The 26,957-nt window shown below is 53.0% G+C and carries 17 protein-coding genes, 1 other RNA gene, 1 pseudogene, 1 CRISPR repeat array and 1 other annotated feature; of the genes and pseudogenes, 15 read left to right on the top strand and 4 right to left on the bottom strand.

Translation table 11 applies throughout. The annotated features are described in order from the left end of the window. Positions 1-4 precede the first annotated feature (4 nt). From cas12b to cas2, 3 genes are all read left to right on the top strand, one after another. The gene (cas12b, locus tag AC4ED1_RS03130) at positions 5-3,373 is read left to right on the top strand and encodes a type V CRISPR-associated protein Cas12b (protein WP_490935945.1); all 3,369 of its coding nucleotides are present in this window, start codon (positions 5-7) and stop codon (positions 3,371-3,373) included. Then, positions 3,327-4,997, top strand: a complete 1,671-nt coding sequence (gene cas4g/cas1g, locus AC4ED1_RS03125; protein ID WP_490935944.1) for a CRISPR-associated endonuclease Cas4g/Cas1g — start codon at positions 3,327-3,329, stop codon at positions 4,995-4,997. The genes cas12b and cas4g/cas1g overlap by 47 nt, the downstream gene beginning before the upstream one ends. Positions 4,998-5,082: 85 nt before the next feature. After that, entirely contained in the window at positions 5,083-5,376 is a 294-nt protein-coding gene (cas2, locus tag AC4ED1_RS03120) for a CRISPR-associated endonuclease Cas2 (protein ID WP_490935943.1), read from the top strand. Between the two features lie 359 nt (positions 5,377-5,735). Then, positions 5,736-7,434: direct repeats of the CRISPR family, unit length 36 nt; unit sequence GTTTGAACAAGTTGCGGAAATGAAGATGATTGGCAC. Positions 7,435-7,483: 49 nt separating this feature from the next. Here cas2 and AC4ED1_RS03115 read toward each other — a convergent pair. Then, positions 7,484-7,693: pseudogene (locus tag AC4ED1_RS03115) on the bottom strand (helix-turn-helix domain-containing protein); the annotation flags it as partial. Between the two features lie 132 nt (positions 7,694-7,825). Then, positions 7,826-8,057, top strand: a binding site (T-box leader). 36 nt (positions 8,058-8,093) lie between these two features. Here AC4ED1_RS03115 and proB point away from each other — a divergent pair. From proB to AC4ED1_RS03085, 6 genes are all read left to right on the top strand, one after another. Further along, the gene (gene proB, locus AC4ED1_RS03110) at positions 8,094-9,206 is read left to right on the top strand and encodes a glutamate 5-kinase (RefSeq protein ID WP_490935942.1); all 1,113 of its coding nucleotides are present in this window, start codon (positions 8,094-8,096) and stop codon (positions 9,204-9,206) included. Continuing rightward, a complete protein-coding gene (locus AC4ED1_RS03105; RefSeq protein WP_490935941.1) occupies positions 9,203-10,492 on the top strand; it encodes a glutamate-5-semialdehyde dehydrogenase in 1,290 nt (429 codons plus the stop codon). The genes proB and AC4ED1_RS03105 overlap by 4 nt, the downstream gene beginning before the upstream one ends. Positions 10,493-10,507: 15 nt before the next feature. Beyond that, the gene (gene proC / locus AC4ED1_RS03100) at positions 10,508-11,368 is read left to right on the top strand and encodes a pyrroline-5-carboxylate reductase (RefSeq protein WP_490935940.1); all 861 of its coding nucleotides are present in this window, start codon (positions 10,508-10,510) and stop codon (positions 11,366-11,368) included. Between the two features lie 150 nt (positions 11,369-11,518). Beyond that, positions 11,519-14,578 carry a phosphodiester glycosidase family protein gene (locus AC4ED1_RS03095; protein ID WP_490935939.1) on the top strand — a complete coding sequence of 1,020 codons (3,060 nt, stop codon included), beginning with the start codon at positions 11,519-11,521 and terminating at the stop codon, positions 14,576-14,578. 344 nt (positions 14,579-14,922) lie between these two features. Continuing rightward, positions 14,923-16,986, top strand: a complete 2,064-nt coding sequence (locus AC4ED1_RS03090; protein ID WP_490935938.1) for an ATP-binding protein — start codon at positions 14,923-14,925, stop codon at positions 16,984-16,986. Between the two features lie 295 nt (positions 16,987-17,281). After that, the gene (locus AC4ED1_RS03085; RefSeq protein WP_490935937.1) at positions 17,282-18,061 is read left to right on the top strand and encodes an HD-GYP domain-containing protein; all 780 of its coding nucleotides are present in this window, start codon (positions 17,282-17,284) and stop codon (positions 18,059-18,061) included. An 8-nt stretch (positions 18,062-18,069) separates the two neighbouring features. Here the strand turns inward: AC4ED1_RS03085 and AC4ED1_RS03080 are convergent, their stop codons facing one another. Beyond that, positions 18,070-18,918 (bottom strand): polysaccharide deacetylase family protein, encoded by an 849-nt coding sequence (locus AC4ED1_RS03080; protein WP_490935936.1) that lies wholly within the window; start codon positions 18,916-18,918, stop codon positions 18,070-18,072. A gap of 222 nt (positions 18,919-19,140) precedes the next feature. Between AC4ED1_RS03080 and ssrS the strand changes: the two genes are divergently transcribed. Further along, positions 19,141-19,335, top strand: a non-coding RNA gene (ssrS, locus tag AC4ED1_RS03075) — 6S RNA. A 306-nt stretch (positions 19,336-19,641) separates the two neighbouring features. Continuing rightward, positions 19,642-20,946 (top strand): protoglobin domain-containing protein, encoded by a 1,305-nt coding sequence (locus tag AC4ED1_RS03070; protein ID WP_490935935.1) that lies wholly within the window; start codon positions 19,642-19,644, stop codon positions 20,944-20,946. Positions 20,947-21,039: 93 nt separating this feature from the next. Here the strand turns inward: AC4ED1_RS03070 and AC4ED1_RS03065 are convergent, their stop codons facing one another. Both AC4ED1_RS03065 and AC4ED1_RS03060 read right to left on the bottom strand, forming a co-directional pair. Continuing rightward, positions 21,040-21,726 (bottom strand): zinc metallopeptidase, encoded by a 687-nt coding sequence (locus AC4ED1_RS03065; RefSeq protein ID WP_490935934.1) that lies wholly within the window; start codon positions 21,724-21,726, stop codon positions 21,040-21,042. Between the two features lie 254 nt (positions 21,727-21,980). Beyond that, on the bottom strand, positions 21,981-22,565 hold the full coding sequence (locus tag AC4ED1_RS03060; RefSeq protein ID WP_490935933.1) for a beta-class carbonic anhydrase: 585 nt from the start codon (positions 22,563-22,565) through the stop codon (positions 21,981-21,983). 191 nt (positions 22,566-22,756) lie between these two features. On the opposite strand from AC4ED1_RS03060, the gene AC4ED1_RS03055 reads away from it, so the two are divergent. The 4 genes from AC4ED1_RS03055 to AC4ED1_RS03040 all read left to right on the top strand — a co-directional run bounded on the left by AC4ED1_RS03055 (position 22,757) and on the right by AC4ED1_RS03040 (position 26,899). Then, a complete protein-coding gene (locus AC4ED1_RS03055; protein WP_490935932.1) occupies positions 22,757-24,247 on the top strand; it encodes an alkaline phosphatase PhoX in 1,491 nt (496 codons plus the stop codon). A 210-nt stretch (positions 24,248-24,457) separates the two neighbouring features. Continuing rightward, positions 24,458-25,051 (top strand): fatty acid metabolism transcriptional regulator FadR, encoded by a 594-nt coding sequence (gene fadR, locus AC4ED1_RS03050; protein WP_490935931.1) that lies wholly within the window; start codon positions 24,458-24,460, stop codon positions 25,049-25,051. 64 nt (positions 25,052-25,115) lie between these two features. Next, positions 25,116-25,874 carry an electron transfer flavoprotein subunit beta/FixA family protein gene (locus AC4ED1_RS03045; RefSeq protein WP_490935930.1) on the top strand — a complete coding sequence of 253 codons (759 nt, stop codon included), beginning with the start codon at positions 25,116-25,118 and terminating at the stop codon, positions 25,872-25,874. 47 nt (positions 25,875-25,921) lie between these two features. Continuing rightward, positions 25,922-26,899: an electron transfer flavoprotein subunit alpha/FixB family protein gene (locus tag AC4ED1_RS03040; RefSeq protein ID WP_490935929.1), complete on the top strand. Its 978-nt coding sequence runs from the start codon at positions 25,922-25,924 to the stop codon at positions 26,897-26,899. Positions 26,900-26,957: the final 58 nt, after the last annotated feature.

Below are 26,957 nucleotides of genomic sequence, written 5' to 3'. Positions count from 1 at the left end.
GGAAATGCCAATCCGCAGTTTCAAACTAAAACTGAAAACTAACTCATATCCGGACTCCGACAAACTCCGGCGCGGTCTTTGGCGTACGCACCAATTAATCAACCACGGAATTGCGTATTACATGAACTGGCTGGTCTTGATGCGGCAAGAGTCGATTGGCAACCGAAGCCAAGCGGAAGTGACCGCAGAGTTGCTGATCAAAATCCGGGAACGGCAGAAACGAAATCAATGGACAGGGAACCCTGGGAGCGATCTGGAAATTTTGTCACTTTTGCGCCAGTTGTACGAATTGATCGTCCCGTCGTCAGCCGGCGGTTCGGGAGATGCTCAAATGTTAAGCCGCAAGTTTCTCAGCCCGCTGGTCGATCCAAACAGTGAAGGGGGAAAAGGTACCGCAAAGACAGGCCGGAAGCCGCGATGGATAAAAATGCGGGAGGAAGGAAATCCGAAGTGGGAAGAGGAGATGAAAAAAGATCTAGAGAAAAAAGCAGCCGATCCGACGGCCGCATTGTTGGGGCAACTTGAATCGTACGGGCTGAAGCCGCTTTTTCCTCTGTTTACCGATGAACAGCGGGATATCGAGTGGATACCGAAGAAAAAAAACCAGTTTGTAAGAACATGGGATCGCGACATGTTCCAGCAGGCGATTGAGCGTCTGTTGTCGTGGGAATCGTGGAACCGGCGGATCGCCGATGAAAGAAACAAACTTCAGGAAAAGGCGGACAGTTTTTATCAGACGCATCTTGCAGACGCCAGTGGCTGGTATCACGATTTGCGAACTTTTGAAACGTTGCGGGACAAGCAACTGGCGGAAGCTGCGTTCGCCTCCAACGAGGGGTATCGGATCACTTCCCGTCAGATTCGCGGTTGGAAGCAAGTGTACGAGAAGTGGATCAAACTTCCAGCCGACTCCTCGAAAGAGCAATTCTGGGCGGTGGTGGCCAAAGTGCAATCTGAGATGCCTGGTGGATTTGGCGACCCGAAGGTGTTTGAATTTTTGGCAGAACCGGAAAATCATCACATATGGTGGGGCCACCCTGAGCGGCTGATCCAGTTTGCTGCCTACAATGGATTGGTGAAACGGTTGCTACGTGCAAAAAAACAGGCAGGGTTTACGCTTCCCGATCCAGTGAGGCACCCATTATGGGTTCGTTATGACGGGCGGGACGGAAATCTGCATTCCTATATCCTGCGCCAAGAGGGAAGGAGAAGGCTGTTTGTCACATTCGACAGCCTGCTTTGGCCTACGGATGAAGGGTGGACGGAACGGAAAGGTGTAGAGGTGGAGTTGGCTCCGTCCAAGCAATTTTATTGTCAGGTTGAAGTCCAAGATAATGAAGAAGGCAAACAGGAAGTATCCTTCCGTGACTACAGTTCAGGCATCCCGCTCAAAGGAGTTTTGGGAGGCGCCAAGATCCAGTTTGACCGCAGGCATTTGGAAGCGAGAAAACACACCGTTGGCGCAGGCGATATCGGACCGGTGTTTCTGAATGTGTCTGTTGATCTGGTTCCGCTGCAAGAGATCAAAAATGGCCGGTTGCAAACCCCGATTGGCCGAGCGCTCAAAGTGAAGCTCGCCGTGAAACCTTCTGATTGGCCGAAAGTAACCGACTATAAGCCGCAAGAACTGGTCGAATGGATGAATTCGACTGATGAAACGGCATTCTTGGGAATTGAGTCAATCACAACCGGCATGCGGATCATGAGCGTGGATATGGGACAGAGAACGGCTGCCGCGGTCTCCATTTTTGAAGTGGTTAGTGAACAGCCTGCACCTGATGAAGACAAACTGTGTTACTCAATTGGTGAAACCGGGTTGTATGCGGTGCATCGCCGCAGCCTTTTGTTGCATTTACCAGGCGAAAAAACGGATCGGGAGATCAAGAGGACACGGGAAGAAAGAAGGGCGGTGCGGACGGCTGTCAGGGCCCAGGTGAGAACTCTTGCAAGAATCCTTCGCTTGCACACTCGTCAAACTGGCGAAGAACGGCAAGCTGCATTGGATGAGTTGCTGGAAACGGTTCAAGCCTGGAACGAATCGGAAACCCACGAGTGGATTGAATCGCTTGTCAGCTTAAAATGCCATGTGCAAGCGGATGAGGAGCAATGGAAGCAGGCTGTCATTGCAGTGCATCGCCGATTGGAACCTTGTGTGGCAGAAACGGTCAGCCGGTGGCGCAAATCGGTAAGTGAAAAGCGGCGAGGGATCGCAGGATTGTCCATGTGGAATATTGAAGAGTTGGAAGACACCCGTAAAATTTTGGTGGCGTGGAGCAAACGTTCACGAACGCCCGGTGAACCGAATCGAATTGATCAGGATGAGCGGTTCGGGATTCAACTATTAACTCATCTACAAAACGTGAAGGATGATCGTCTCAAACAGATGGCCAATCTGATTGTGATGACAGCGCTCGGATACAAATATAACGAAGTCAAAGGGCGATGGGAAAAAGCTTATCCGGCATGCCAGGTCATTTTGTTTGAAGATCTCAGCCGCTACCGGTTTCATTTGGATCGTCCCCGTCGCGAGAATTCGAGGTTAATGAAATGGGCGCATCGCAGTATTCCCAAACTGGTCCATATGCAGGGCGAATTGTATGGGCTGCAGGTAGGGGATGTATACTCCGCCTATTCCTCCCGTTTCCATGCAAAGACAGGGGCGCCGGGGATCCGTTGTCATGCGTTGACACAAGACGATTTGAGGCCAGGGTCGATCGTCGTTCAATCATTGATTGATAAAAAATTTTTAACCGAGGATCAAGTGCGTTATCTGTGTCCGGGAGATCTTGTACCCGACCGGGGCGGCGAACTGTTTGTCACACTGGCGGCGCCTCATAGCGACCAGTTGCTTGCGATTCACGCCGATATCAATGCGGCTCAAAATCTGCAAAAGCGGTTTTGGCAACAAAATTCGGAACTGTTTCGCGTTCCTTGCCGACTGGTCCGCGCGGATGACGGCGACTGTTTTGTGCCGAAAAGCCAGTCGAAGCACCTGGAAAAATACCTGGAAAAAGGAAGATTTGTAAAAGTTGGTGAGCGGGATGAATATCGGTGGGAAAAATCTACCAAACTGAAAATAAAAACTGCCTCCACCGAAGAGTCCGATCTGGAAGATTTGGAGGAATTCGAACAAACGGTCGAAGAAGCGGAGGAAATTCGAGGTAACTTCAAGACCTTGTTTCGGGACCCCAGCGGTTGCTTTTTTAAACCAGACTTGTGGGTTCCCCAGAAGGAATTCTTCGGACAGGTGAGCAAGGTGATTGAGTCCAAGTTACGTAAGAAAATCTTGTCACGGCAGGTGGAGGCAAATCTGGAGGTTTCCCGCGATGCCACCCATCCCGATTCGGATGCTCAACGAAGTCCAATATTGTGAACGGTTGTTCCACATTATGCATGTGCAAAAACTGTTTGAGGATAATGCAGATACGATCGAAGGCAGTATGCAACACCGGAAAGCGGAGCAACGCCGGAGAAAAGGGGAGATCGCCCCGGAAGAAATGTGGGAGTCTGCCCCACTGAGTTTGCATCTTGGGGATGACGCTTTAAATCTTGTAGGAAAAATGGACACTGTCGTACTGGAAGCAGGAAAATGGGCCCCGGTCGAAGGCAAGCACTCATCGGCGCCCGACGGTTCCCAACCGTTCCGGCTCGGGGAGCATGAGCTGGCGGGCGATGCTTGGCCCAACGACCAAATTCAACTCTGTGCACAGGGGTTGCTGTTACGGGCAAACGGATATCCGTCCGACTTTGGGTATCTTTTTTACAGGGGCAATAAGAAACGAGTTCGGGTTGATTTTACGGAAGATTTGGTCAATGCAACTCTGGCGTGTGTCAAGCGAGCGCAGGAGTTGGAAAGTTCGGAGATGCCCCCTCCCCTCAAAGACTCCAATAAGTGTTTCAGATGTTCGCTGAATTATGTATGCTTGCCGGATGAAACCAATTTTCTGCTTGGGATCAGTACAAACATTCGAAGAATTGTCCCCAGTCGCGCGGACGGAGGCGTGCTTTATGTTTCGGAGCCGGGAGCCAAACTGGGGCGAAACAATGAAAGCTTGACCATTCTGTATCCAGACGGGCGTAGAGACGAACTGCCGATCAAGGATTTGGTGCATCTTACTCTGATGGGAAACGTTCAATGCTCCACCCAGTTGATTCATACCCTGTTGATGTGTGGTGTTGGTATTAGCTACCTGTCTTCTCACGGCAAACTGGTTGGAATGACAATCCCGCAAATCACCAAAAACGTGCTGCTGCGACAAAAACAATTTGTCAAGTTTCAGCATCCGGATGTGGCACTGAGATTGTCGCGGTGGATTGTCCATGCGAAAATTTCAAACCAGCGCACATTGCTTCGCAGAAACGGTGCTGTATCCAAGCAGGTGTTGCAGGAACTGAAAGATCTCAGGGACAAAGCATTGGAAGCTGACAACCTGGATCGTTTGCGGGGAATCGAAGGGCGTGCGGGCCGCCTTTATTTCGAGTCGTTTCCATCTATGCTGAAATTGAAGAATTGCAAAATTGATGCGGAGACAATGATGCGGGGTCGGAACCGGCGACCACCGAAAGATCCGGTGAATGCTCTATTATCACTCGGCTATACGCTCCTGGAGCGTGATGTACAGGCTGCTTCTGTGGGAGTGGGACTCGACCCTTTGTTCGGTTTCTTTCACACGATTGTACCTGGCCGTCCTTCTCTGGTTCTGGATCTGATGGAGCCGTTTCGTCCGTTGATTGCAGACAGCGTCGTTTTGAAAGTATTGAACACGGGAGAGATCACAATCGACGATTTTTATTGGGGTCAGGACAGTTGCCAGTTGAAGAAATACGCGCGGAATACGTTTTTTGCAGCTTATGAAAGACGGATGCACGATTTGCACACACACCCGAGTTTTGGGTACCAAATCAGCTACCGTCGGACATTGGATCTGGAAGTGCGATTGTTGGCCAGACATTTGGAAGGAGAATTGCCGGAGTACCGACCGCTGACAACCCGGTAGGGGAATCCCTGGCCGGAGCCAATCGGTAAGGGCTAAGGACCGCCTGCCAAACCAAGCACGCCGAACCGCGGGGGGGGGATATGTTGTGCGACAGTACGTATTGGTGAGCTATGATATAACGGAGCCAAAGCGCTGGAGACAAGTGTTTAAAATTATGAAAGCATACGGAGAACATGTTCAGTATTCCGTTTTCATTTGCCAGTTGACAGATATACAGGAAGCCGAATTAAAAGCCAAACTGGATGAAATCGTGCATTCGCGCGAAGATCAGGTAATGTTCGTAAAAATAGGGCCTGTCACTCGAAGCCAATTGGAAAAACGCATTTCGACAGTAGGCCGGGCTTATTTACCAAGAGATCTGGCAAAGCTAATCTACTAACCGTTAGCGATCCTTACAACGAATGCAACGATTGTCTTGCTGTCCAGCGGGAATATTGGTATTATGAAAGTGTGCCTATAGGGTACATATAAATCTGTGCGTGTGTCACGCGGTGAGGTAAAACTCGTGCATCCACAGAGATTATCTTCTTTCCGCTATTTGTTTAAGCGTTTTGAAGGGCGAGCACCCTTGTATGGCGAAATGCTTAAAGGGTGCTCGAAATCCTTACAAATCAAAGAGGTTGTCCTTGTCGTATCCAAATGAGTGCCATCTCATGCGAGCAGTTTTTGGCATATATCTCTCCTTGCTCGAAATATACACCTGAACATTCACTCGCTCAAGCGTTCCAGCGAGCAGCGGTTTGAACAAGTTGCGGAAATGAAGATGATTGGCACATTTCTTCTTCGATACCAAGAGCATCGGACAGTTCGTTTGAACAAGTTGCGGAAATGAAGATGATTGGCACCTTGAATGGCTTCCAATTGATTCATAACGGGTACCGGTTTGAACAAGTTGCGGAAATGAAGATGATTGGCACGAAATGGAGGTAACGGAGTCTTGGACGGAACCTACGGTTTGAACAAGTTGCGGAAATGAAGATGATTGGCACTTTTCCAACGATGTCGGATTTGTTCGTCACATAGTGTTTGAACAAGTTGCGGAAATGAAGATGATTGGCACTATCCAGCACCGCAATAGCAATCAACCGAAAATATGTGTTTGAACAAGTTGCGGAAATGAAGATGATTGGCACGTACCCGGCTTCCGGAACTGTCGCCCGCGTGAAAAGTTTGAACAAGTTGCGGAAATGAAGATGATTGGCACTATGTTCGCAACTGAGCTCGTCTTGGGCGGATGCGTTGTTTGAACAAGTTGCGGAAATGAAGATGATTGGCACCTATCAAACTCGATACAAAACGAGCCTGTCCTACGTTTGAACAAGTTGCGGAAATGAAGATGATTGGCACGTGTGATCGTCAAGATCGTCTCTGTCATCTATTCGCTCACCGTTTGAACAAGTTGCGGAAATGAAGATGATTGGCACCGGCTCGGTTCCCAACCAACCGTCGGCCAGCATGTCGTTTGAACAAGTTGCGGAAATGAAGATGATTGGCACTCGAAATTTCACGGCATTTACACGGGTGGAGCACCGTCCAGCATTAGTTTGAACAAGTTGCGGAAATGAAGATGATTGGCACTCGAAATTTCCCTCGCAAACTCGAATTTAGACCGTTTGAACAAGTTGCGGAAATGAAGATGATTGGCACGATTCAACAAAGGTTGCTGAACGTTTCATCAGATTCGTTTGAACAAGTTGCGGAAATGAAGATGATTGGCACCAAATTGAATCTGTTTTGGAGCCAACTTCTTTTTAGTTTGAACAAGTTGCGGAAATGAAGATGATTGGCACCGCTGTGTTGACGCACGTAATCGGCGATAAAGTCGTAGTTTGAACAAGTTGCGGAAATGAAGATGATTGGCACAAATCGCCGTTTGTGCGCTTGTTCGCCTTGAATCGTTTGAACAAGTTGCGGAAATGAAGATGATTGGCACCAGATGGTATCCACTGCACCGCACTGACGGGGTGCTGGGTTTGAACAAGTTGCGGAAATGAAGATGATTGGCACTATTCCTTCGCAGCCAATCACCTGGAGTACTCGGAGTTTGAACAAGTTGCGGAAATGAAGATGATTGGCACCCCTTGGCATCCGCAAACACCTCGCTGATCCGGTCCCGTTTGAACAAGTTGCGGAAATGAAGATGATTGGCACCTCTCAGAATCGTGAGAACCACCCCTCCAGTTTCCGTTTGAACAAGTTGCGGAAATGAAGATGATTGGCACTGAACAGAAGAAGTCAGATGCGGTCATTGGATACGGTTTGAACAAGTTGCGGAAATGAAGATGATTGGCACTGGGTAAGACGCCGCTGACTGTGCGTGTGGGGGAGGGTTTGAACAAGTTGCGGAAATGAAGATGATTGGCACTCAGTATCAGCGGGAAACTATACCCTGTTCCATTTGGTTTGAACAAGTTGCGGAAATGAAGATGATTGGCACAGATCGTCCGATACAGCTCTGTAACCAGCTCCTTCACATCATCCGGAATGGCATGCGCAGGTTTGCGGCCTCGGTTCTTATGAGCAAATCCCTCAGCTCCTTCCGTGATGTATGTTTTTTTGAGGCGCAACACCTGGCGGGTAGAAAGCCCTAGCAATTCAGCGGCTTCCACCACTTTGATCTGGCGAGCAACCAGTTTTTCCACAACCAACACCTTTTTGAGTTCTGCTTTTGTCAATGTAATCTTCTCCTGTCCCATAGTGACATTTTCACAGGTGAGTTACATAGTGACAATATCACAGAACAACAACACAGGCACGCAAACAGGTATTGACGTGGTAATGCTATAGTGGTATTATATTTGAACAAGTTGCGAAAATGAAGATAATTGGCACGTGTGATGACGGAGTGAGTACGTCTGTGGAGACGTCCAGAGAGCGGGATTCAGCGGCTGTGAGATCCCGCCGTGAAGCAGACCGAACCCGCCTCCTGAACTTCCCGTGAAAAGCGGGACGGCTGCCGACCGTTATCGGATCGAGTGGACGTGCGTTCCCACGTTTTGTCATGTGCAGGGTGACACGTCAATGAAGGTGGTACCGCGAAAGAAGCCTTTCGTCCTTCTCAGGGCGAAAGGTTTTTGCTTTTTGGAGGGTGAGGGTATGAGCGCGAAGCGGATCGTTGTCAAAATCGGTTCCAGCAGTCTGACGGACGAACAAGGCCGGTTGTCGCACGAGAAAATGAGCCGGCTGGCCGACCAAATCGCCACTCTCCAAACGGAACGGGAGTGCCAAATGATTCTGGTATCCTCCGGTGCCGTGGCGGCGGGACTGGCGAAGTTGGGATGGCCGCGGCCAAACATCACGATGCCGGAAAAACAGGCGGCTGCCGCAGTCGGACAGGGACTTCTGATCGAGTTGTACCAGAAGCTGTTTGCCAAACGGGGAATCGTGATCGCGCAGCTTCTTCTCACGCGGTCCGACATTGAAGACCGCAGGCGGTTCATCCATATTCGAAATACGGTGGAGACGCTGCTGCGTCACGGCATCCTGCCGGTCGTCAACGAAAACGACACCGTTGCGGTGGAGGAGATCCGGTTTGGCGACAACGACACGCTGGGAAGCTTGGTGGCTCTTGTCACGGAGGCGGATCTGCTGATTCTGCTGACCGATATCGACGGTCTGTACGATGCGAATCCACAGGTGGATCCCGATGCGCAAAGGATCCCGGATGTCTGGGAGATTACGCCCGAATTGGAAAAGGCGGCGGGCGGCAACGGAAGCTCCGTGGGCACCGGCGGGATGCGGACGAAACTGGCGGCAGCCCGTATCGCTGTGGATTCCGGCATCGACGTCGTGGTCGCATCCAGTGTGGAGCCGGATGTGCTGCAAAGAATTGTGGAAGGGGAGCCTGTCGGCACCCGTTTCCATTCCCGGCACCGCCTGTCGGGCAAAAAATCGTGGATCGCGTACGGTACGCGAACCGAAGGACAAATCACCATCGACGAAGGCGCAGTCAAGGCTCTCGTCGAGCGGGCGGGCAGCCTGCTGGTGCCGGGAGTTGTCCGGGTTGAAGGCGATTTTCAGGAAGGGGCGATCGTGGACGTGGCCGCGCAGGACGGCCGGGTGATCGGCAAGGGGGCGGCCAGTTTTTCCGGCCGTGACCTGCGCCTGTTGATTGAACGCCGCCTCGCGGGGGAAAAACTGCACAACTACCATGAAGTCATCCACCGGGATAACATGGTGATCCACGAAAGGGAGGGGAATATCCTGTGAATTCTATCGCAACGGAGGATCTGAAAGACGCTGTCCTTGCGAAAGCGAAGGCGGCCAAACGGGCGGCCCGCGTCCTGGGTACGCTTGCGACTGACGAAAAAAACGAGGCGCTGTTGGCGATGGCGGAGTCGCTGTGGAACAATCGGGAGTCGATTTTTGCCGCGAACGCGGAGGATGTTCGGGAAGCGCGGGAGAGCGGCATCCCGGAAAGCCGGATTGACCGGCTTGTGTTAACGGAGAAGCGCCTACTGGAGATGATGGAAGGGTTGCGGCAGGTCGCCGCACTGCCGGACCCGGTCGGGGAAACGCTTGAGACGATTCGGCGGCCGAACGGGCTCTATATCGAAAAAGTGCGGGTGCCGTTCGGCGTGATTGCCATGGTTTACGAGTCCCGTCCGAACGTGACCGTCGATGCGGCTGGATTGACGATAAAAACCGGCAATGCGGTGGTGCTGCGCGGCGGCAGGGAAGCGCTGCGTTCCAACATCGCCCTTGTCGGGGCGCTGCGCGAGGGACTTGCGGGGACCCGCGTCCCGCTCGACTCGATCCAGTTGATCGACCGCACGGAACGGGAGTCGGTCGACATTTTGATCCGCGCGAAAGATCTCGTCGATTTGGCGATCCCGCGCGGCGGCGCCGGCCTGATTCAACGGGTGATCGAAAATTCGTTGGTGCCGGTGATCGAGACCGGTGTCGGCAACTGCCATGTGTACGTGGATGCAAAGGCCGATTTTGACAAGGCGTCAAAGATCGTCGTCAACGCCAAAACACAGCGGCCTTCCGTCTGCAACGCGATGGAGACGCTGCTTGTGCACGAACGGGCCGCGGCCGGTTGGCTGCCTGGAATTGTGAATCGGCTGCGCGAGCGGGGAGTGGAAGTCCGGGGCTGTCCCCGCACGCGGGAGATCGTCAAAGCGGCAGCCGGATTGGATTTGCCGCTTGCGGAAGAAGCGGATTACGCAACCGAGTTTCTCGATCTGATTCTGGCCGTTAAGGTTGTGGCGGATGTGGACGAGGCGATCGACCATATCGGGCAATACGGCACCCGCCATTCCGAGGCGATTGTGACGGAAGACGCCGCTGCGGCGGAGAAATTCCTCGCGCAGGTGGACGCGGCGGCCGTTTACCATAACGCTTCGACCCGCTTTACCGACGGTTTTGAATTCGGGTTTGGGGCCGAGATCGGCATCTCGACCCAGAAACTGCACGCTCGCGGGCCGATGGGACTCCGGGAGATGACGAGCTACAAATATGTGGTCAGGGGAACCGGTCAAATCAGGGAATAAGGGGGAGTGTGGGCGATGAGCGAGACCGTACTTCAGGGAAAAAAGATTTTGCTGCTGGGAGCGGGGGCGATCGCGGAGGCGATGATTCGCGGCTTGACGGAAGCGAACGCCGTCAACGCTGCGCAAATCGTCGTCACCAACAAAAGCAATCTGGAGCGTCTGCGAGATCTTCAGGACATGTACGGCGTATCCGTTTTGCCGCATGACGATGACGAGTCAAAGGAAGAGGCGCTTGCTGCGGCAGACGTGATTTTGCTTGCGTGCAAACCGCACGATGTGCCGAAGGTGCTTCAGGAAATCCGCGAAAAAATTGTGGACCCGGTGATCCTGTCCGTGGCGGCGGGCATTTCGACCGATTTGATGGAGTCGATACTCGGCAACAATGTCCAAGTGGTGCGTGCGATGCCGAACACTTCCTGCATGGTACTGGAGTCGGCCACGGCGGTCTCCTATGGCAAGCACTGCACAGAGGAAACGAAACAGTTGGCGGAATCGATCCTGTCCGTGTTGGGGACGGTGTCGGTGGTCGAGGAAAAGCTGATGGATGCGGTAACAGGACTGTCGGGCAGCGGGCCGGCCTATTTTTACTATATGGTGGAAGCGATGCAGCAGGCGGCCGAGTCTTTGGGAATGCCGGCGGAGACGGCGAGAACGTTGATCCTGCAGACCTTGTTTGGAGCGGGCAAAATGCTGCAGGAAACCGGTCTTGACCCGCGCGAGCTGCGGCGTCAGATCACATCGCCCAACGGGACGACAATGGCGGGAATTCGCGTGTTCGAGGAAGCGAATTTTAAAGAGTTGGTGGAGCGCGTGATCACCCGCGCCACCGAACGCAGCAGGGAGCTGGGAGAACAACAGGCTTCGCTGATCCGTTGATTGGCGGAGGGTCATGACAGTTTTGATTCAATGAAGTCAACACCGAAATCCCACTGCCAGTGCCCCCGGAGATTCCGGGGGCTTTTTAGAATAAAAATCAGGGCAAGCTTTGGGACAAGCTTTGAAAGCGCATTGCGGGAGGGAGAAACATTGCGGCGGATACGGATTTTCATTTCGATATTGGCGCCGGCTGCGGCACTCGGCTTGTTCGTTCCGGCGTTTCCGCACGCTTGGGCCGCTTCCACGGCCGTGTCGGCGAAGACGGCGGAAGCGAAGTTGATTCTGGGGCAGCCCGGCCAATTGATGACCGGGATGAAAACCACTCCGATCGGACCGGGGGTCCAGTTAACCGAGTTTGAGCGCTTTGACAGGTTCGGATGGGTGCGCGGACAGGTGTTGAAAGTCGATCTCGGGAACAAAGCGGTCACCGCCGATCTGTTGTTTCCCGGCAGGGTTTCAGCTGCGGAGCCGCTGGCGGAAACGGTCAATCGCAGCGGCGCGATTGCGGGAGTAAACGGCGACTATTTCGATATCAGCGGAAGCAAGGCGCCCCTTGGTGCTCAGATTCAAAACGGGGAATTGCTGAAAGGTCCGGTTCCGGCGTGGACCAAAGTCGCGGGGATCGGAAAAGACGGTTTGGGCCGCCTGGCCGATGTCATGCTGGAGGGAACCGTGGCGTGGCCCGGCGGGAAAAAGCCGCTGTCGGCGCTCAACCAAAGCTACATCCCTTATGACGGAATCGGAGTGTATACGCCGGTATGGGGCGCGGCGTCCCGCGGCAGAGCTACCGAAGGCGCGTGGGCCGTCACCGAGATTCTGGTCCGTGACGGGAAAGTGGCGGCGATTGCGAATCAGCCGGGCAGCGGGAAAATTCCGGAGGGTTCGTTTGTCATCGTGGCACGCGATATCGCCACCACGTGGTTTTACGATTTGAAAGTCGGGGACCCGATTTCGGTTCAATACACGCCGAAAACCGATGCGGCGGTGCCGTTCCGTTTCGCCGTCGGCGGGAACGCGGTTTTGTTGAAAAACGGGCAAGTGCAGGAATCCGCCGATCAAAACTCCGAGCCGCGCACAGCGGTTGGCTACTCGGCGGACGGCAAAACGATGTTTCTGGTTACGGTGGACGGCCGTCAAAGCGACAGCCGCGGCATGACCATGCGGGAACTGGCCGAGTTCATGCAAGGATTGGGAGCCGCGAACGCGCTTCATCTCGACGGCGGCGGCTCGGCGACGCTTGTTGCCAGAAAGCCGGGAGAGAAAAGGGCTGAGGTCGTCAACAATCCGTCGGACGGAACCCAGCGCCCGGTGCCGAACGGAATCGGCGTTTTTGCGGCTGCCGGCAGCGGCAAGTTAACTGGTCTGGCGGCGGCGCCAGCTTCCGATCACCCAAACGCCCACCGGGTGTTCCCGAGGTTGTCGAGATCATTGACGGTAAAAGGGTATGATGAAACCTACGCGCCGGTTGCGGCGGTGAATATCGCATGGCAGCCGATTCCGGGAGACAGCGGAACGATTGAAGGAAACGGCGTGTTCCGTGCGGCAAAATCCGGGCAGGCGGTTGTGCAAGTTGAGGCGGAAGGGGTTAAAGGAACCTGTGACCTGGAAGTGTTGGGAGATTTGTCGCGGGTTGACACCGACACCGACCGCCTCAGCCTGGTTTCCGGCGAGACGGGCGTGTTTACGGTTGTCGGATACGATGCGAACGGATACTCCGCGCCGATTGAACCGCGCGATGTGACATTGGAGTACGACAGAACCCTGGTCGATATTGTCGGGACCGCCAAAGGTGCGTTCACTGTGGTGCCGAAAGCGGCTGCAGGCTCCACGATTGTTGCGGTCAGCGTCAACGGGCGCAGGGCGTTCCTGCCGGTTACAGTCGGCCTCGCTACCGTTGCGGTCTCCGGCTTTGAAGATCTTTCCCAATGGAGGCTGTCGGGCGCCCGCTCCACGGTTGCGGTTGAAGCGGCGCCGGGCGAGCAGGGCCAAGGACTGAAAATCTCGTATGATTTTGCCCAATCGACCGGCACCCGGACCGCGAATGTCCATCCGGCGACGCCCATCGAACTTCCGGGTCAGTCGTCGCGCATCGGCCTGAAAGTGAAGGGCGCCGCCAAAGGAGAATGGCTCGCTTTCACCCTGCGTGACGCGGCGGGCAACTATCATAACGTTTACGGGCCGCATGTCAACTGGTCAGGCTGGCAGTATGTGGAAGTTCCGATTCCCAAAGGGCTGGAATATCCGGTTCAACTGACGACCATCGGCGCGATTGAGACAAACGGAGACAAGCAGTACCAAGGCGAACTGGTTTACGACGAGCTTGCGGTCAAAGTGACGCCAAGCATAACGGCGCCGGAAAACCAACCGGCACCGCCGGACCCGCTGCTTGCAGAGAACTCCAAATTGGAGCCGGAACGCTGGAAATTTGCCGTATTGAACGACAGCCGCCCTGCCGGAACATCTCCGGACGGGGAGAGAACAAAGCGGATTCGCGAGACGCTTAAGCAGATTGCGGCGACCAAGCCGGAATTCCTTGTCATAAACGGAAATTTCGTCAATTCGGCGAATCCGGAGGATTTTGCTCTGGCCGAGCAACTCCTGGCGGAAGAAATCGGCAGCCGATTCCCGGTCTATTACGTTCCGGGCAGCCGCGAAACGGTGGGCAGCGGCAATTTGAACAACTTTTTGGCCAGGTTTCAAAGAAACCGCTATACATTCGATCACAAGGGAACCCGTTTCATTTTGCTGGACTCTTCAAGCGGAAGCTTCAGAACTTCCGATTTCCAGCAGTTGGTCGAACTGAAAGCGTCCCTCGACGATGCGGCAAAAAACCCGGCCGTCAAAAATGTGGCGGTAATCGCTTGCTATCCGACGCGGGACCCGCTTCCGGTCAAACATCATCAACTGAGCGACGGGAAGGAAGCAAGGTTGTTGGAGCGGTGGTTGGCCGAATTCCGGCAGACCTCCGGCGGAAAAGGCGCTGTCTACATCGGCGGCCACCCGCAGACAGTCAGCGTGGAACGGATTGACGGCGTTCCTTGTGTGGTGCTCGGACCGGCCGGCAGAATCTATGGGTCCGGCGACCACGGCGGAGCCTACGCCTGGAGTTTGTTCGGAATCGATCCGCAGAGCCGGAAGGGCAAGGAAGTCGATTGGATCCGCGCCGAAATTCGGCCGGTTCCGGAGACCGCCACCAATGAACGGCCTTAAAACAAACCGCCTATGCCAAGACGGTCGGGAAGTGGCAATCAGGCTGGGCAAAACAATTCAAAAAGCCAGTTAAGACGGGCAGGTCTATAATCCTCTGCCCGTCAATTTTTTGAGCGGACACTTTGAACGGACACTTTGCAATTTTTCGCCGGGAATGCTCATCGCATATGGAGAATTCAGAAATGGAGCAGATTTCAGAATGGAACAGCTATTGATAGTATTTTGATATTGAAAATGGGAGTTTCTTCTTATTATTCTTCAGATTGTCATATGGGTTTCCGTCATCACAAATATAAATACGGGTTATCGAATCGTGCAAAAATAGCGTCTGGAGGTTTGAATGCATGCGACAGATTCGCGATCTTTTGGCCGAGACTGAAAAACAATTATTTGTAGGCCGTAAACGCGAACTAGACATTATGCGGCAAGAATTGGCCAATGACAATATGAAATGGCGACTGCTGCATTTGCACGGCCTCGGCGGTATCGGCAAAACCACTTTGATTCGAAATTTTGTTCGAGAGGCGGAATGTTTGGAAGCGTTCTTCCTTGACGGGGAGGACCGTTTTCAGACTCCTGAAGACTTTCTTATACAGTTGCAAAAACAGCTAGTGGCCAGAGGATGTGCGGTTCCGGACGGAAAAAAGGCAAACGCGGCGCTTGTTCTTGCGGAGTTCCTGAACAAAACGGCTGCCCTGAGGAAAGGGGTGGTTTTGTTTCTCGATTCGTTTGACAAATGCAACGGCATTGAGAAATGGTTGCGGGAAGTTTGGTTGCCCATGCTGTCCACAAATGTGCGTGTTTGCACGGCGGGCCGTTACCCGTTGAAGGGTGATTGGCTCCGCGCTCCGGGGTGGAACGGACTCGTCCGTAACGTGAGCATCGGTCCGCTGGACAGGAATGCCATCCATGAGTACATCTGTTGCCGTGGTATCACCGATTATCGAACAAGAGACGCCATCGAACGTTTTTCCAATGGGGTTCCTCTGGCGCTCTCACTGGCCTGTGACAGCGTGATGGAACACGGTCTTGAGACCCTGCAGGAAGGTTCGTCCCAAAGGAAAATCATTCAATCCCTGTGTGACGTATTGTTGCTGGATATCAATCGATCCTTTTTGCAAAAACAATTGTTGGATATTGCTTCCCTCTTCTGGCGGTTTGACCAAGACATGCTGAGAGAGGTTTTGGGCCAAGACATTTCCAACGAAACCTTCGAGGAATTTTGCCGGTTGCCGTTTATCGGCGTATGCGCCGAAGGCGGCTGGAGCGTGATTGACGCCGTCCGGCAATGGATCAAAACCGATTTGTTGCATCGTGCGCCGGAGACGTACGCTTCTTACAAACGCAAGGCTTTCATCATACTGCAAGGGCGGCTGGCTTCGGCTCCGGCAGACCAAAAGGCGCAATGGATCGTGGAAATCCTTCATTTGAACGAAAACGAGTTTTTGCACAGTTATGGGTTTCGCGGTCAAGGAGCGGGCTTTCAAATCCGGCCAGTGCGTGAAGTCGACTTGCCCGTTCTGGAGAAGATGTGGCAAGACTGGGTTTTGACAACGCCGCCCTATCTGCCTGATGTTACACACCAGGAAAAATATCTCCGTTCCGTTTGGGAGGCCGAACCGTCCTCCATCTTCGCTTTTTGGGCGGGGGACGAACTTGCCTCCTTCTATTCGCTGACTGCGCTGAATGAAGCGACCAGGCCCCTGTTTGAAAAAAACCCCGCGTTTGCGTCCTATGTCAAGCAGACTCCTACACAAGAAAAAGAATATCTGATCTGGATCGGAGCGACGGTGCCGGAGCTTGAACCTGAAGCATTGGGCATCGTCTTCCGCCATCTGTTTTCCCAAATCGCTTTTGACAAGCTGATTACGGCTGTCACGCCCTTGACATATGTGGCGGAAATCTTTCTTTCCATCGGCTTTAAGCGGATTCCGTGGGCGGATTACAGGGCTCCGAACGGAATGGTTTATCAGGCGTTCCAATTGGACTTGCGGGACACGGATCTTTTCGATTCCGTGGCGGGTTCCGTACGAGAAACCGCTGCAAACGAAGCGGATAGCCATAAAGAGACCTCGGCGCTTTTGAAAAAGGTAATGATGCATTTCTACACCTTGGAATTGAATCCCCAATTGCTTCATTCGTTTTCGAAAACAGGGAGATTGAAAGATATTTTGTTGGCAGGGGAATCTTCCGCCTCCGCCGTCCGGCGCCTGATTTTGGAATCGCTCGATTCCATGGCGGAAGGAGGCGAGGAAGACCGGATCTTGGAACGAATCATCCGGCTCGCATACATTCAAAAAATAGGTACCCATGAAACAGTAGCCTTTCGCCTGAAACTGCCAATCAGCACGTACTATCGGTATCTGAAAAAAAGTTTTGACAGGCTGGCGATCTATTTTCTGCGCTAAACCAATCGAGTCAAGGGTGCAGCGCGGACTTTCGCGGTTTGCATGTCGGCACCGAGGCCTGTCCTCTAAATTGGAGTTTTTTGAAATTGAAAGTGATAGTTGTTTTTCGTTATCTTCGGATTCAGAGCTTTAATTTGTCGAAGATTCGCGAACGGACGATCTTGTTATAGAAGACAGCGTATCCGATGAAACCCGACAGCGTGCCACACGAGCTGTATCTGACGCTTTATCCGCCATGGAAGGAGCCGGAAAGAGAGACCGGTTTACTTCCAGGTTGGGCAACGAGTTTCGTACGGTGGTTGATCAGATCCTGCACGATTTAGAAAACAAAAAACGGCTGATTATCAATTTGTCTGATACTCTTTCCCACCGCGAATATCTTTGTTCACATTCGGTGAATGTCGGGATTTACGCGGTGGCTCTTGGGATGACTCTCGGACTTACCCGGCAGCAATTGGTTGATTTGGGGATCGGGGCACTGCTTCACGATATTGGAAAAGTTGGGGTGTCTTCCAAGATTTTGGAGAAACCAGGAAAATTGACACCCGAAGAATTTGACGAAATAAAAAAGCATACGGTTATCGGCTATACGATGCTGCACGACCAAGCCAACATTCCGTTGTCTTCTGCTTATTGCGCTCTGCTGCACCACGAGCGGATCGACGGGTCCGGGTACCCGTTTGGACTTATGGGCAACGAGATTCACAAGTACGCCAAGATTGTGGGACTTGTCGACGTGTATGACGCTCTTGTTTCCAACCGTTCCTATCGCAAACGGTTTTTGCCGCATGAGGCTCTGGAAATCATGTACACTTTTGCCGACAAATTCGATATTGGCATGATGACTGCGTTTCGCAATCGTACGGTGATCTACTCCGTTGGCATGCTGGTATCTTTAAACACGGGGGAAACGGGGGTTGTGGTGGATGTGAACACGAATCATCCACACCGTCCGGTTGTTCGGATTTTGAGGAACGAAAGAGGGGAGGACGTTACGCCTGTCGAATTGGATCTGTCCTCCCATCTGTCCGTTATGATTGTCGGCTGCGAATCGATGTACTGCAAAATCCTTTAGTGGCAACATCATTTGGTTTTTGGGAGATTTAGCAGTTCCGGCACGGTGACAAGCTCAACGCCGTCAGCCCGCAACTTCTGAATGATTCGCGGCAGCGCCTGGACGGTTCCGCTTAAATCTTCTCCGTGTCCGCCTGCACAGTGCTGGAGAATAATCGATCCGGGATGTACGTTCGCCAGCACGTTGTTGAAAACTTGATCCGCTTTCAGCCCTTTCCAGTCCAATGAATCCACATTCCAGTTGATCACTTTGAAGTGTTGGCCGGCCAGCCATAAAATCTGCCCTTCGCTGATTGCTCCGTAAGGCGGGCGGACAAATTTCGGGCTGTATCCGACCAATCGGCGCAAAATGTCATCCGTATGTTGAATCTGATAATGGAAGTTCGCATCCGACAGTTTGGGCAGATTGGAATGATTGTACGAATGGTTGCCGATCGCATGCCCTTCGCGAGCCATTCGCCTAACCAGTTCGGGATGTGCCTCCGCTCTGTTTCCCACTACGAAAAACGTGGCCTTCACGTTATGTTGCTGCAGGACGTCCAAAACTTGAGGGGTAAACACCGTGTCGGGACCGTCGTCGAACGTCAGTGCGACCTGGCGCTTTGTGGGGGAACCGCTGAGTATGAAGGTACTTGGATATTTTCTCCTCAAATCGGCCAGTGATAACGGATACGGTTCCCGCACCTCCCTCTCTTTTCCGTCCTGTAGATTTGGCGTTCGGGCGTTGTTGACGGATCGTGCGGCGGCAGGAATTTTTTGTTCTTCCGCTGAGGGATTCGGTTTTGGCTGCCCCTGTCTGGCTGTGCAGCCCGATGTGATGACAGCCCAAACTGTCAGCAGCATGATCCATTTTTTCATGTGTTTTCGCCTCCCGCTTGTTGATGTCCGGGCCGGAAGGGGCATACCTTTCTATTTTGTGAATTTTGCCCGGTTTTATCCGCTAACGGGTGCCGAGGCGTATCCCAAAAGCCTGATTCTGAATCTGTTTTCACGCTTCGCCGTTCAAAAAAATTCGTTCCCTGGAAAGAGTTGGGGATTGAGTTTGCGCGGTTTTCGGGTATAATAAGTATCACAAAGCAACAAATCCTGCGATGTCCGTCAGATCGGTAACTTGTTTTGAACCGATAAGTGTTTTCGGGGAGACGGAACTCGATGTGGATGCCATGCCCACCTCCTGCGGGACGAATGGGAAGGCAAGAAGCATCGACGGGTCGCCCACCTGCTGGGAGCGGGTTCAGAAAACAATCCGGGATCGACGGCATAGGCGGGATTTACATAATGTGGATACAAACGGGCGGTCTGAACAAGGACCGCCCGTTCCATTATCGGTGGTACATCCGGCAGGAGCGTCATCATCAAGGGATGAGATGGCGGCTTGAGAAAATACATTTGCAATTTGGATGCTTGTCGAGTTCCAAATTTCTGTTTTTCCTCATTTACTGATTTAGGGAAGTGGAAAAAGTATCGAAAGATTCGACCGATTCTTTCTTGACGGAATCGGTAAAAAAGATGCGCATAGATTAGAACGATTGTTTGCGGAATTTGGGTCAGGCATAAGCCTGATGAAAGGGAGGAACAAGGGTGTTTCGGGTTTGGATGTCCAAAAAGGTGACCCAGACAAATTCATTGCTGGATAAAAGCAAGGAAGTCCAGGTCCAATTGCGGATTCGGCCGGGGTCCGATCTGGAAAAACAACTGAAGATGATCGATTTTACCGAACGAGACCTGAAAATCGCCAAAGTTTTGCAGCCGATCGTACAAGTCAACATCGACCGTTTAGTCGGCCATTTTTACAAAAATATGGAACATGCGCCGGCTCTGATCGAAATTATCAGACAAAACAGCACGGTGAGCCGCTTGCAGCAGACCTTGCGGGCGCATTTGGCGGAGATGTTTGACGGGGTGATTGACGACTGGTTTTTGGAAAAACGGAAACGGATCGCTCGTGTGCACGTGATGATTGGACTTTTGGAAAAATGGTACATGTGTGCGTTTCAAGATTTGCAAGTCGGCCTGATTCGAATCATGCGGCAGCATTTGCAAGATCCGCAAGATCTGCTGTTGGCGGTCGAAGTGATTACCAAACTGATCAGTTTTGAGCAACAGATTGTACTGGAAGCCTACGAGGAAGAAAAAAAGATCCGGATGGAAGAACAAAACAAGGCAAAAGCAAAGATAAGGGCTGAGATCGAGGCGGCTACCGGCAATCTGGCAACCCTTGCGGAAGAGACGAGCGCTACCATTGAGGAAATGACGGCGCAGACGGAAGAAATCGCGGGACAATCGAAAAACGGGACACAACTGGCCAACCTCTCGGCGGAAAAGGCGAATGAAGGAAAACGGCAGCTGGAAAAACTCGAAGCGCTTCTGGCCGAAGTGTCGGAGAGCACCCGGCTGATTTCCGCCGATATAAGAGAACTGGAACAAGCGTCGCATCAAATCGAAGAAGTCATTGGCATCGTCAAATCGATTGCCGATCAAACCAACTTGCTCGCGCTGAATGCGGCCATCGAAGCGGCACGCGCGGGAGAGTCGGGAAGAGGGTTTGCGGTCGTCGCCGGCGAAGTGCGCAAACTGGCGGAACGGACAAAAGCGTCGGTCACAGGCGTGACGGAACTGATCGGGAAAAACAATTCGCAGATCAAACGGAGCGTCGCTTCGATTCATCAGGTGGAAACCATTGTGTCCGAAAGCATGAACAAGATGCGGGAAACCGATCGAGTATTCGAAGAAATCCTCGACGCCATGCAGGCAACCAAACGGCAAAACACGGAAATCGAGGCGCGGCTGAACGCGTTCCGGACCGCGATTCGCGAAATTGCCAACGCTTCCAATGCAATTGCCCTCTCGGCGGACGAATTGATGAACACGATGGAGACATTATGATCCAAAAGCGCCAAAAAGCGCCCGGTCAAACCGTGTGGTGTGAACCGGGCGGCTTTTTGCCGTCTGCATCCCATCGTTGGGAGCGTTTGTGCCTTACTCTTCGTCGCTTTGTCCTTGGCCGACAAACAGCAGGATGTACCGGATCAGCTCCAGCAGGGAGAGCAACGCGGCCGCCACGTAGGTCAGGGCCGCGGCGCCAAGCACTTTATTGACGCCCCGCTCTTCCTGATTGCGGATGAATCCTTCCGACACCATTAACGCTTTCGCGCGGGCGCTTGCGTTGAACTCCACCGGCAGGGTGACCACCTGGAACGCCACCGCAGCCGAGAAGAAGAGGATTCCGAGGCCGATCAGGTTGAGCGCGTGGAACAAAAAGCCGGCCATCAGCAAAAACGGGGCGACGCCCGACGCGAAGTTGACGATCGGGAACATCCGGTGGCGCAGAACCAGCATCGGATAGTGAACCTTGTGCTGGATTGCGTGTCCGACTTCGTGGCAGGCAACCGACAGCGACGCGATCGAAGTCCCGTAATAGACCGGTTCCGACAAACGTACAACCCGGGAAATCGGATCGTAATGGTCCGTCAGTTGGCCGGGCACCGGTTCCACCGGCACGTCATAGAGTCCCTGACGGTCAAGCAGGACGCGGGCGGCTTGGGCGCCTGTCATACCGGATGAAGCCGGCACTTCCGCCCATCTGTTAAAATTGCCCCTGACTTTGAACTGAGCCCAAAGCGATAGTCCGAAGGCGAGAATGATCAGAACGTACAGGAAAGTCATTTGTGCGAATCCTCCCCTAAACCAAAAGTATTAAAAAAGACCTTCACGCAACCAGGTGCATGAAGGTCTTGCATAACCCGTGTCACGGGTCCGACATACCGAGCAGGCGAGCTGCTGGAGTGACGATATGCCGACCGGAAAAAGAAAATCCGGTTGCTACTCCCCTTACGTCCACTATTATACTATATGTTGCCACAAAAATGAAAATGCGCGAGAAGGATTTTTTGCAAAAAATCGATAGAAAATGTGTCAAATTATTTGCCTGTTTCCTTGTAACCGTCCACAACCAGTTCCAATTTGCCGGTATGGGGATCGATTACCAGTCCGTGGACGGGAATGCCCGCTTCCGCCAGAAACGGGTGATTTTCTATAATCGAAACCGTATCCCGTACGCTGTCATACACGTTGTCGAATTTGTGCAGCCACCGCTCAAGGTCCACGCCGGCATGTTCCATCATGTTGACCGTTTTCGGCGAGATTCCCCGTTGGATCAATTTTTCCACAAACGCGTCCCGCTCAACGCTTTGCATCCCGCAATCATGGTGTCCTACCACGATCACTTCATCCGCTCCCAGCATATGCACCGCAATCAGGATCGAATGCATCACGGAACCGAACGGATGGTGGACCTGCGCTCCTGCCACCCGGATGATTTTGGCTTGTCCTTGTGAGATTCCCATCGCTTTTTCCAGCAGTTCGACGAGGCGGGTATCCATGCAGGTGAGGATGACCATGCGTTTGGCGGGGAACTTGTCAGTCTGGTAGGCTTTATAAGCCTGATTTTTGACAAACTCTTCGTTGGCCTGGAGAATTTGGTACAAACTGGTCCGTTCAGTCATCCGGAAAACTCCCCTTTCCAATCCTTTCCCTAGTATAGTACCCGAAACAACGGCAAAAGAAAAACAAAATTCTTGAGGTCGCGTTTTACCATATGTTTACGCGAAGTTAACGAAAACTCAATCCTTCGTTCCTATCAAATAGGTAAACTATTTTTGTACGATTTACCGGATTCATGCTTGGAGGGGAGATCATGGCCAAGAGGAAAACTGCAAAAACGGTTGCGGCTACCGTTGCCGGAAGCTTGCTGTTCGGTGCGTTGTCCGTTACCGTTGCAAACGCGGCGGATGAAGCCCTGGTACCGCTGCGGGCGGGATTGGAAAACGAAGGGGCGTCCGTGACCTGGGACCCGGCGGCGCAAAAAGTTGCTTTCACTTTGAAAAACGGCGTACAGGGTTCCGTAGTCATCGGGGCGAAAGAATTTGAGCTCGGCGGTGAAAAGGCGGCTCTTCCCGCGGCGGTTGTGTTAAAAAACGAGAAGACCTACGTTCCGAAAGAGATGATCGACGTATTGAAAACGAAAGATCTTGCGAAGTTCGTGCTTCATCAAAAAGGATATGAGGCGAAAGTGTTGACGCAAGGCGAAGAAAGGCTGAAAGACGGCAGTTCCACCCAAAAGATTTTTGACCTGAACGCGTATGTTCCGATCGACGGATCGAACGAAGGGTGGTTGTATACTAGCAATGAAACGCGCCCCGGCGGAGGATTTTTGCAGCGGGTGAAAAAGGACGCCGACGGTTTCTACAAAGTGATCGATTCCAAGCGCATCAGCTTCGACTCAGTCGGCGGCACGTGGAACAACTGCGCCGGGAACGTCACTCCCTGGGGAACCATTCTCAGCGGCGAGGAATACGCTCCGAAAGACGCAAGCGACAAAAGTTTCCTCGATGCCCAACAAACAGCGAAACAAATGGGAATCCCATTCAGCAGCGACCCGCTCAATTTCGGTATGGTTGTAGAAATCAACCCGAATACGGGCGAGGTGAAAAAACATCGTTCCCTGGGCCGCCTCTCCCATGAAGGCGCGATCGTATTGCCCGACAAGAAAACGGCTTTTACCACCGATGACACGCGGGGCGGCATCTTGGCGAAATTTGTGGCGGACAAAGCGGGAGACCTCTCTTCCGGAACGCTGTACGCCTACAAGCGCGATACCAAAGAGTGGATCGAAATCCCGGACGACCAACTCAACAATGCCCGTGAATATGCGATCGCCCATGGCGCAACCGGCTTTGACCGCCCGGAAGACATCGAATACAATCCGGTCGACGGCATGATTTACTGGGCGGAAACCGGTGACGACAAAAAAGCGGGAAATCTGAAATACGGCCGGGTTTACCAATTGAATCCGCAAACAAACGAATTGAAAGTCGTTGTGGAAGGCGGACCCGACAAATTTGCCAACCCGGACAATATCGCAATCGATCCCGTAACAGGCGATTTGTACATCCACGAAGACAATTACGAGCAATTTATGCTGCCGACGATCGGACAGGACAATAACGCATTGTGGAAATACTCGTTGAAAGACAAGAAGCTGGAAAAATTCGCAACGGTCGCTTTAGGAGCCGAGGTGACGGGCGGTACGTTTACCCCGGACGGCAAAGTGATGTTTGTCAATATGCAGCATCCCGCATCCCCCAACAAAGACCAGTTGATTATGATAAAAGGTTTCAACAAATAAAAAATAAGACCGTTCTTATGAATTGCGTTCCCACGCCTGTCGGAAAAAGCCCCTTGGAGTTTGAGGGAAGCCGCTTTTGCGGCTTCCCTCCGCCTGGGGGCTTTCCGTTTTGTGCAATTTGACGTTCTTCTCAACCGACTGGTTGACAGACGGGTAGCCTCGTCGTACAATGGAGAAAAATGAATGACCATTCATTTTTGTCGGGGGTGATTGACGATCGCACAGAAGAAAAACCCTGAGAAATACGACGCGATCCTGACTGCCGCCATCAACGTGATCGGTCAGTTCGGGTACCACAACGCGCCGATCTCTCGCATCGCCAGGGAAGCGGGGGTGGCGGACGGAACGGTCTATCTGTACTTCAAGAACAAGGAAGATGTGCTGATCTCGATCTTGCGGGAAACGATCGGTCAAATCTCGTCAAGGATCGAGGAGCTCTTCGCAACCGAGACGGACCCGGTCCGCAAATTGCACCATCTGGTAACCGTTTATTTTGAAACTCTGGGCTGCAACAAGAACCTTGCGCTTGTGACGCAGATTCACCTGCGGCAGGCGGATGAAGCGATGCGGCGGCAAATTGGCGACATCATCCGACCTTATTACGGGTTGATCGATCATATTCTCCGGGACGGCATCGAAAAAGGGGTTTTCCGCGCAACGATCGATCCTCGGATCGCGCGGAGAATGGTGTTCGGGACGATGGACGAGACAATCACCGCCTGGGTGCTGACCGGGACCAAATACGATCTGTTGGGCCTGATCGACCAGGTTGTGGATCTGCTGGTGCACGGTATGAAAAAGTAGGTTTGGACCGGAAAAGCAGGTTTGCACCAGACTTTTAATAGATTTCCAGAAAGGGGATTCCGGTATGAAGATTCTGGTTTTGATGAAACAAACGTTTGACACGGAAGAAAAGATCGTCCTGGAAGGCGGAAAGGTCAAGGAGGAAGGGGTTCAGTTCATTATCAACCCGTATGACGAGTACGCGATTGAAGAAGCGCTCGTCTTGCGGGAAACCCATGGCGGGGAAGTTACCGTCATTACCCTCGGGCCTGCACGGGCGGAAGAAGCGTTGCGGAAAGCGCTGGCGATGGGAGCGGATCATGCGGTTCACATCAATGACGAGTCCCTTTTTGGCGACGAATACAAAGCGGCGAAGGTCTTGGCCGAATTTGTCAAGACCCAGGAATACGACATCATTCTTGGCGGCAATCAGGCAGTGGACGACGGGTCCGGCCAGGTGGCGGTCCGTGTTGCCGAACTGTTGGGAGTCCCCCATATCTCGACGATTACCAAGCTGCAGGTAGAGGGCGGGAAGGTGACGGCCCACCGCGATGCGGAGGGCGACCTGGAAGTGGTGGAAGCCCGGTTGCCCGTGCTTGTAACCGCCCAGCAAGGGTTGAACGAGCCGCGTTACCCGTCCCTGCTCGGGATCCGCAAAGCGAACAAAATGCCGCTGCAAACGGTGGGTGCCGGCGATCTCAATGTAACGGCACCGTCGAAGAACGAGATCGTCGAAACCTTCCTGCCGAAGGAAAAGACGGGTGGACGGATTCTCGAAGGGGACACCCCGACCCGCGTGAAGGAACTGGTAGCCCTGCTGCGCAATGAAGACAAAGTGATATAAAAGACCCGAAAAACTTGTAAAAACTGCGGGAAGAGAGGATGGAAAAAATGGGACGCAATGTGCTTGTGCTGGCAGATATTCGAAACGATAAGCTGCGGAACGTGACGTTTGAATCATTGGCTGCAGCCCGCAAAATCGCGGACGGAGGAGTCGTATACGGCGTGCTGCTTGGAAAGAACGTTACCGGCATGGCGGATGCGCTGGCGCATTATGGGGCGGATAAGGTATTCGTCGCGGATAACGAAGTATTGGCCAATTACGTGCCGGACGCGTATGCGAAGGCGTTGGAAACGGTGATTCGGGAGAGCGGCGCGGAAGTCGTGCTGATGGCCCACTCCGCCATTGGACGCGACCTCGCTCCGAAGCTGGCGGCCCGCTTTGAAGCGGGGCAGGTGTCGGATGTGATCGACGTGCAGGTCGAGGCCGGCAAAATCGTGTTCACACGGCCGATCTATGCGGGGAAAGCGTTCACCAAGAACGTGATTGCCGACGGGATGGTGTTTGCGACCGTTCGCCCGAACAACCTGCCCGCCGGGGAGCCGGACACATCCCGCAGTGCGGATACGGTAACGGTCGCGGTTGATCTGCCCCCCGATTCGCTCCGCACGTTCATCAAGGAAGTCGTCAAGAAAAGCACCGGCGGCATCGACTTGTCCGAAGCGAAAATCATCGTGGCGGGCGGCCGCGGCGTCAAAAGCGCGGAAGGCTTCAAGCCGCTGCAGGAACTGGCGGACGTATTGGGTGCCGCCGTGGGCGCTTCCCGCGGCGCGTGCGACGCGGAATATTGCGATTATTCGCTGCAGATCGGACAGACCGGTAAGGTGGTGACCCCGGACTTGTACATCGCCTGCGGAATTTCCGGAGCAATCCAGCATTTGGCCGGGATGTCGAACTCGAAGGTGATCGTTGCGATCAACAAAGATCCGGAAGCTCCGATCTTCAAGGTGGCCGACTACGGCATCGTCGGCGATCTGTTTGAAGTGGTCCCGGTGTTGACGGAAGAATTGAAGAAAGTGCTTGCCTGATATACACTTGCCTGATATACCCATTGACACGCGCCGACGGGCATGCGAAGCTAAATCG

It is taken from the genome of Effusibacillus sp. SKA8, from assembly GCF_058273125.1.
This window is presented reverse-complemented; position numbering and strand designations above follow the sequence as displayed.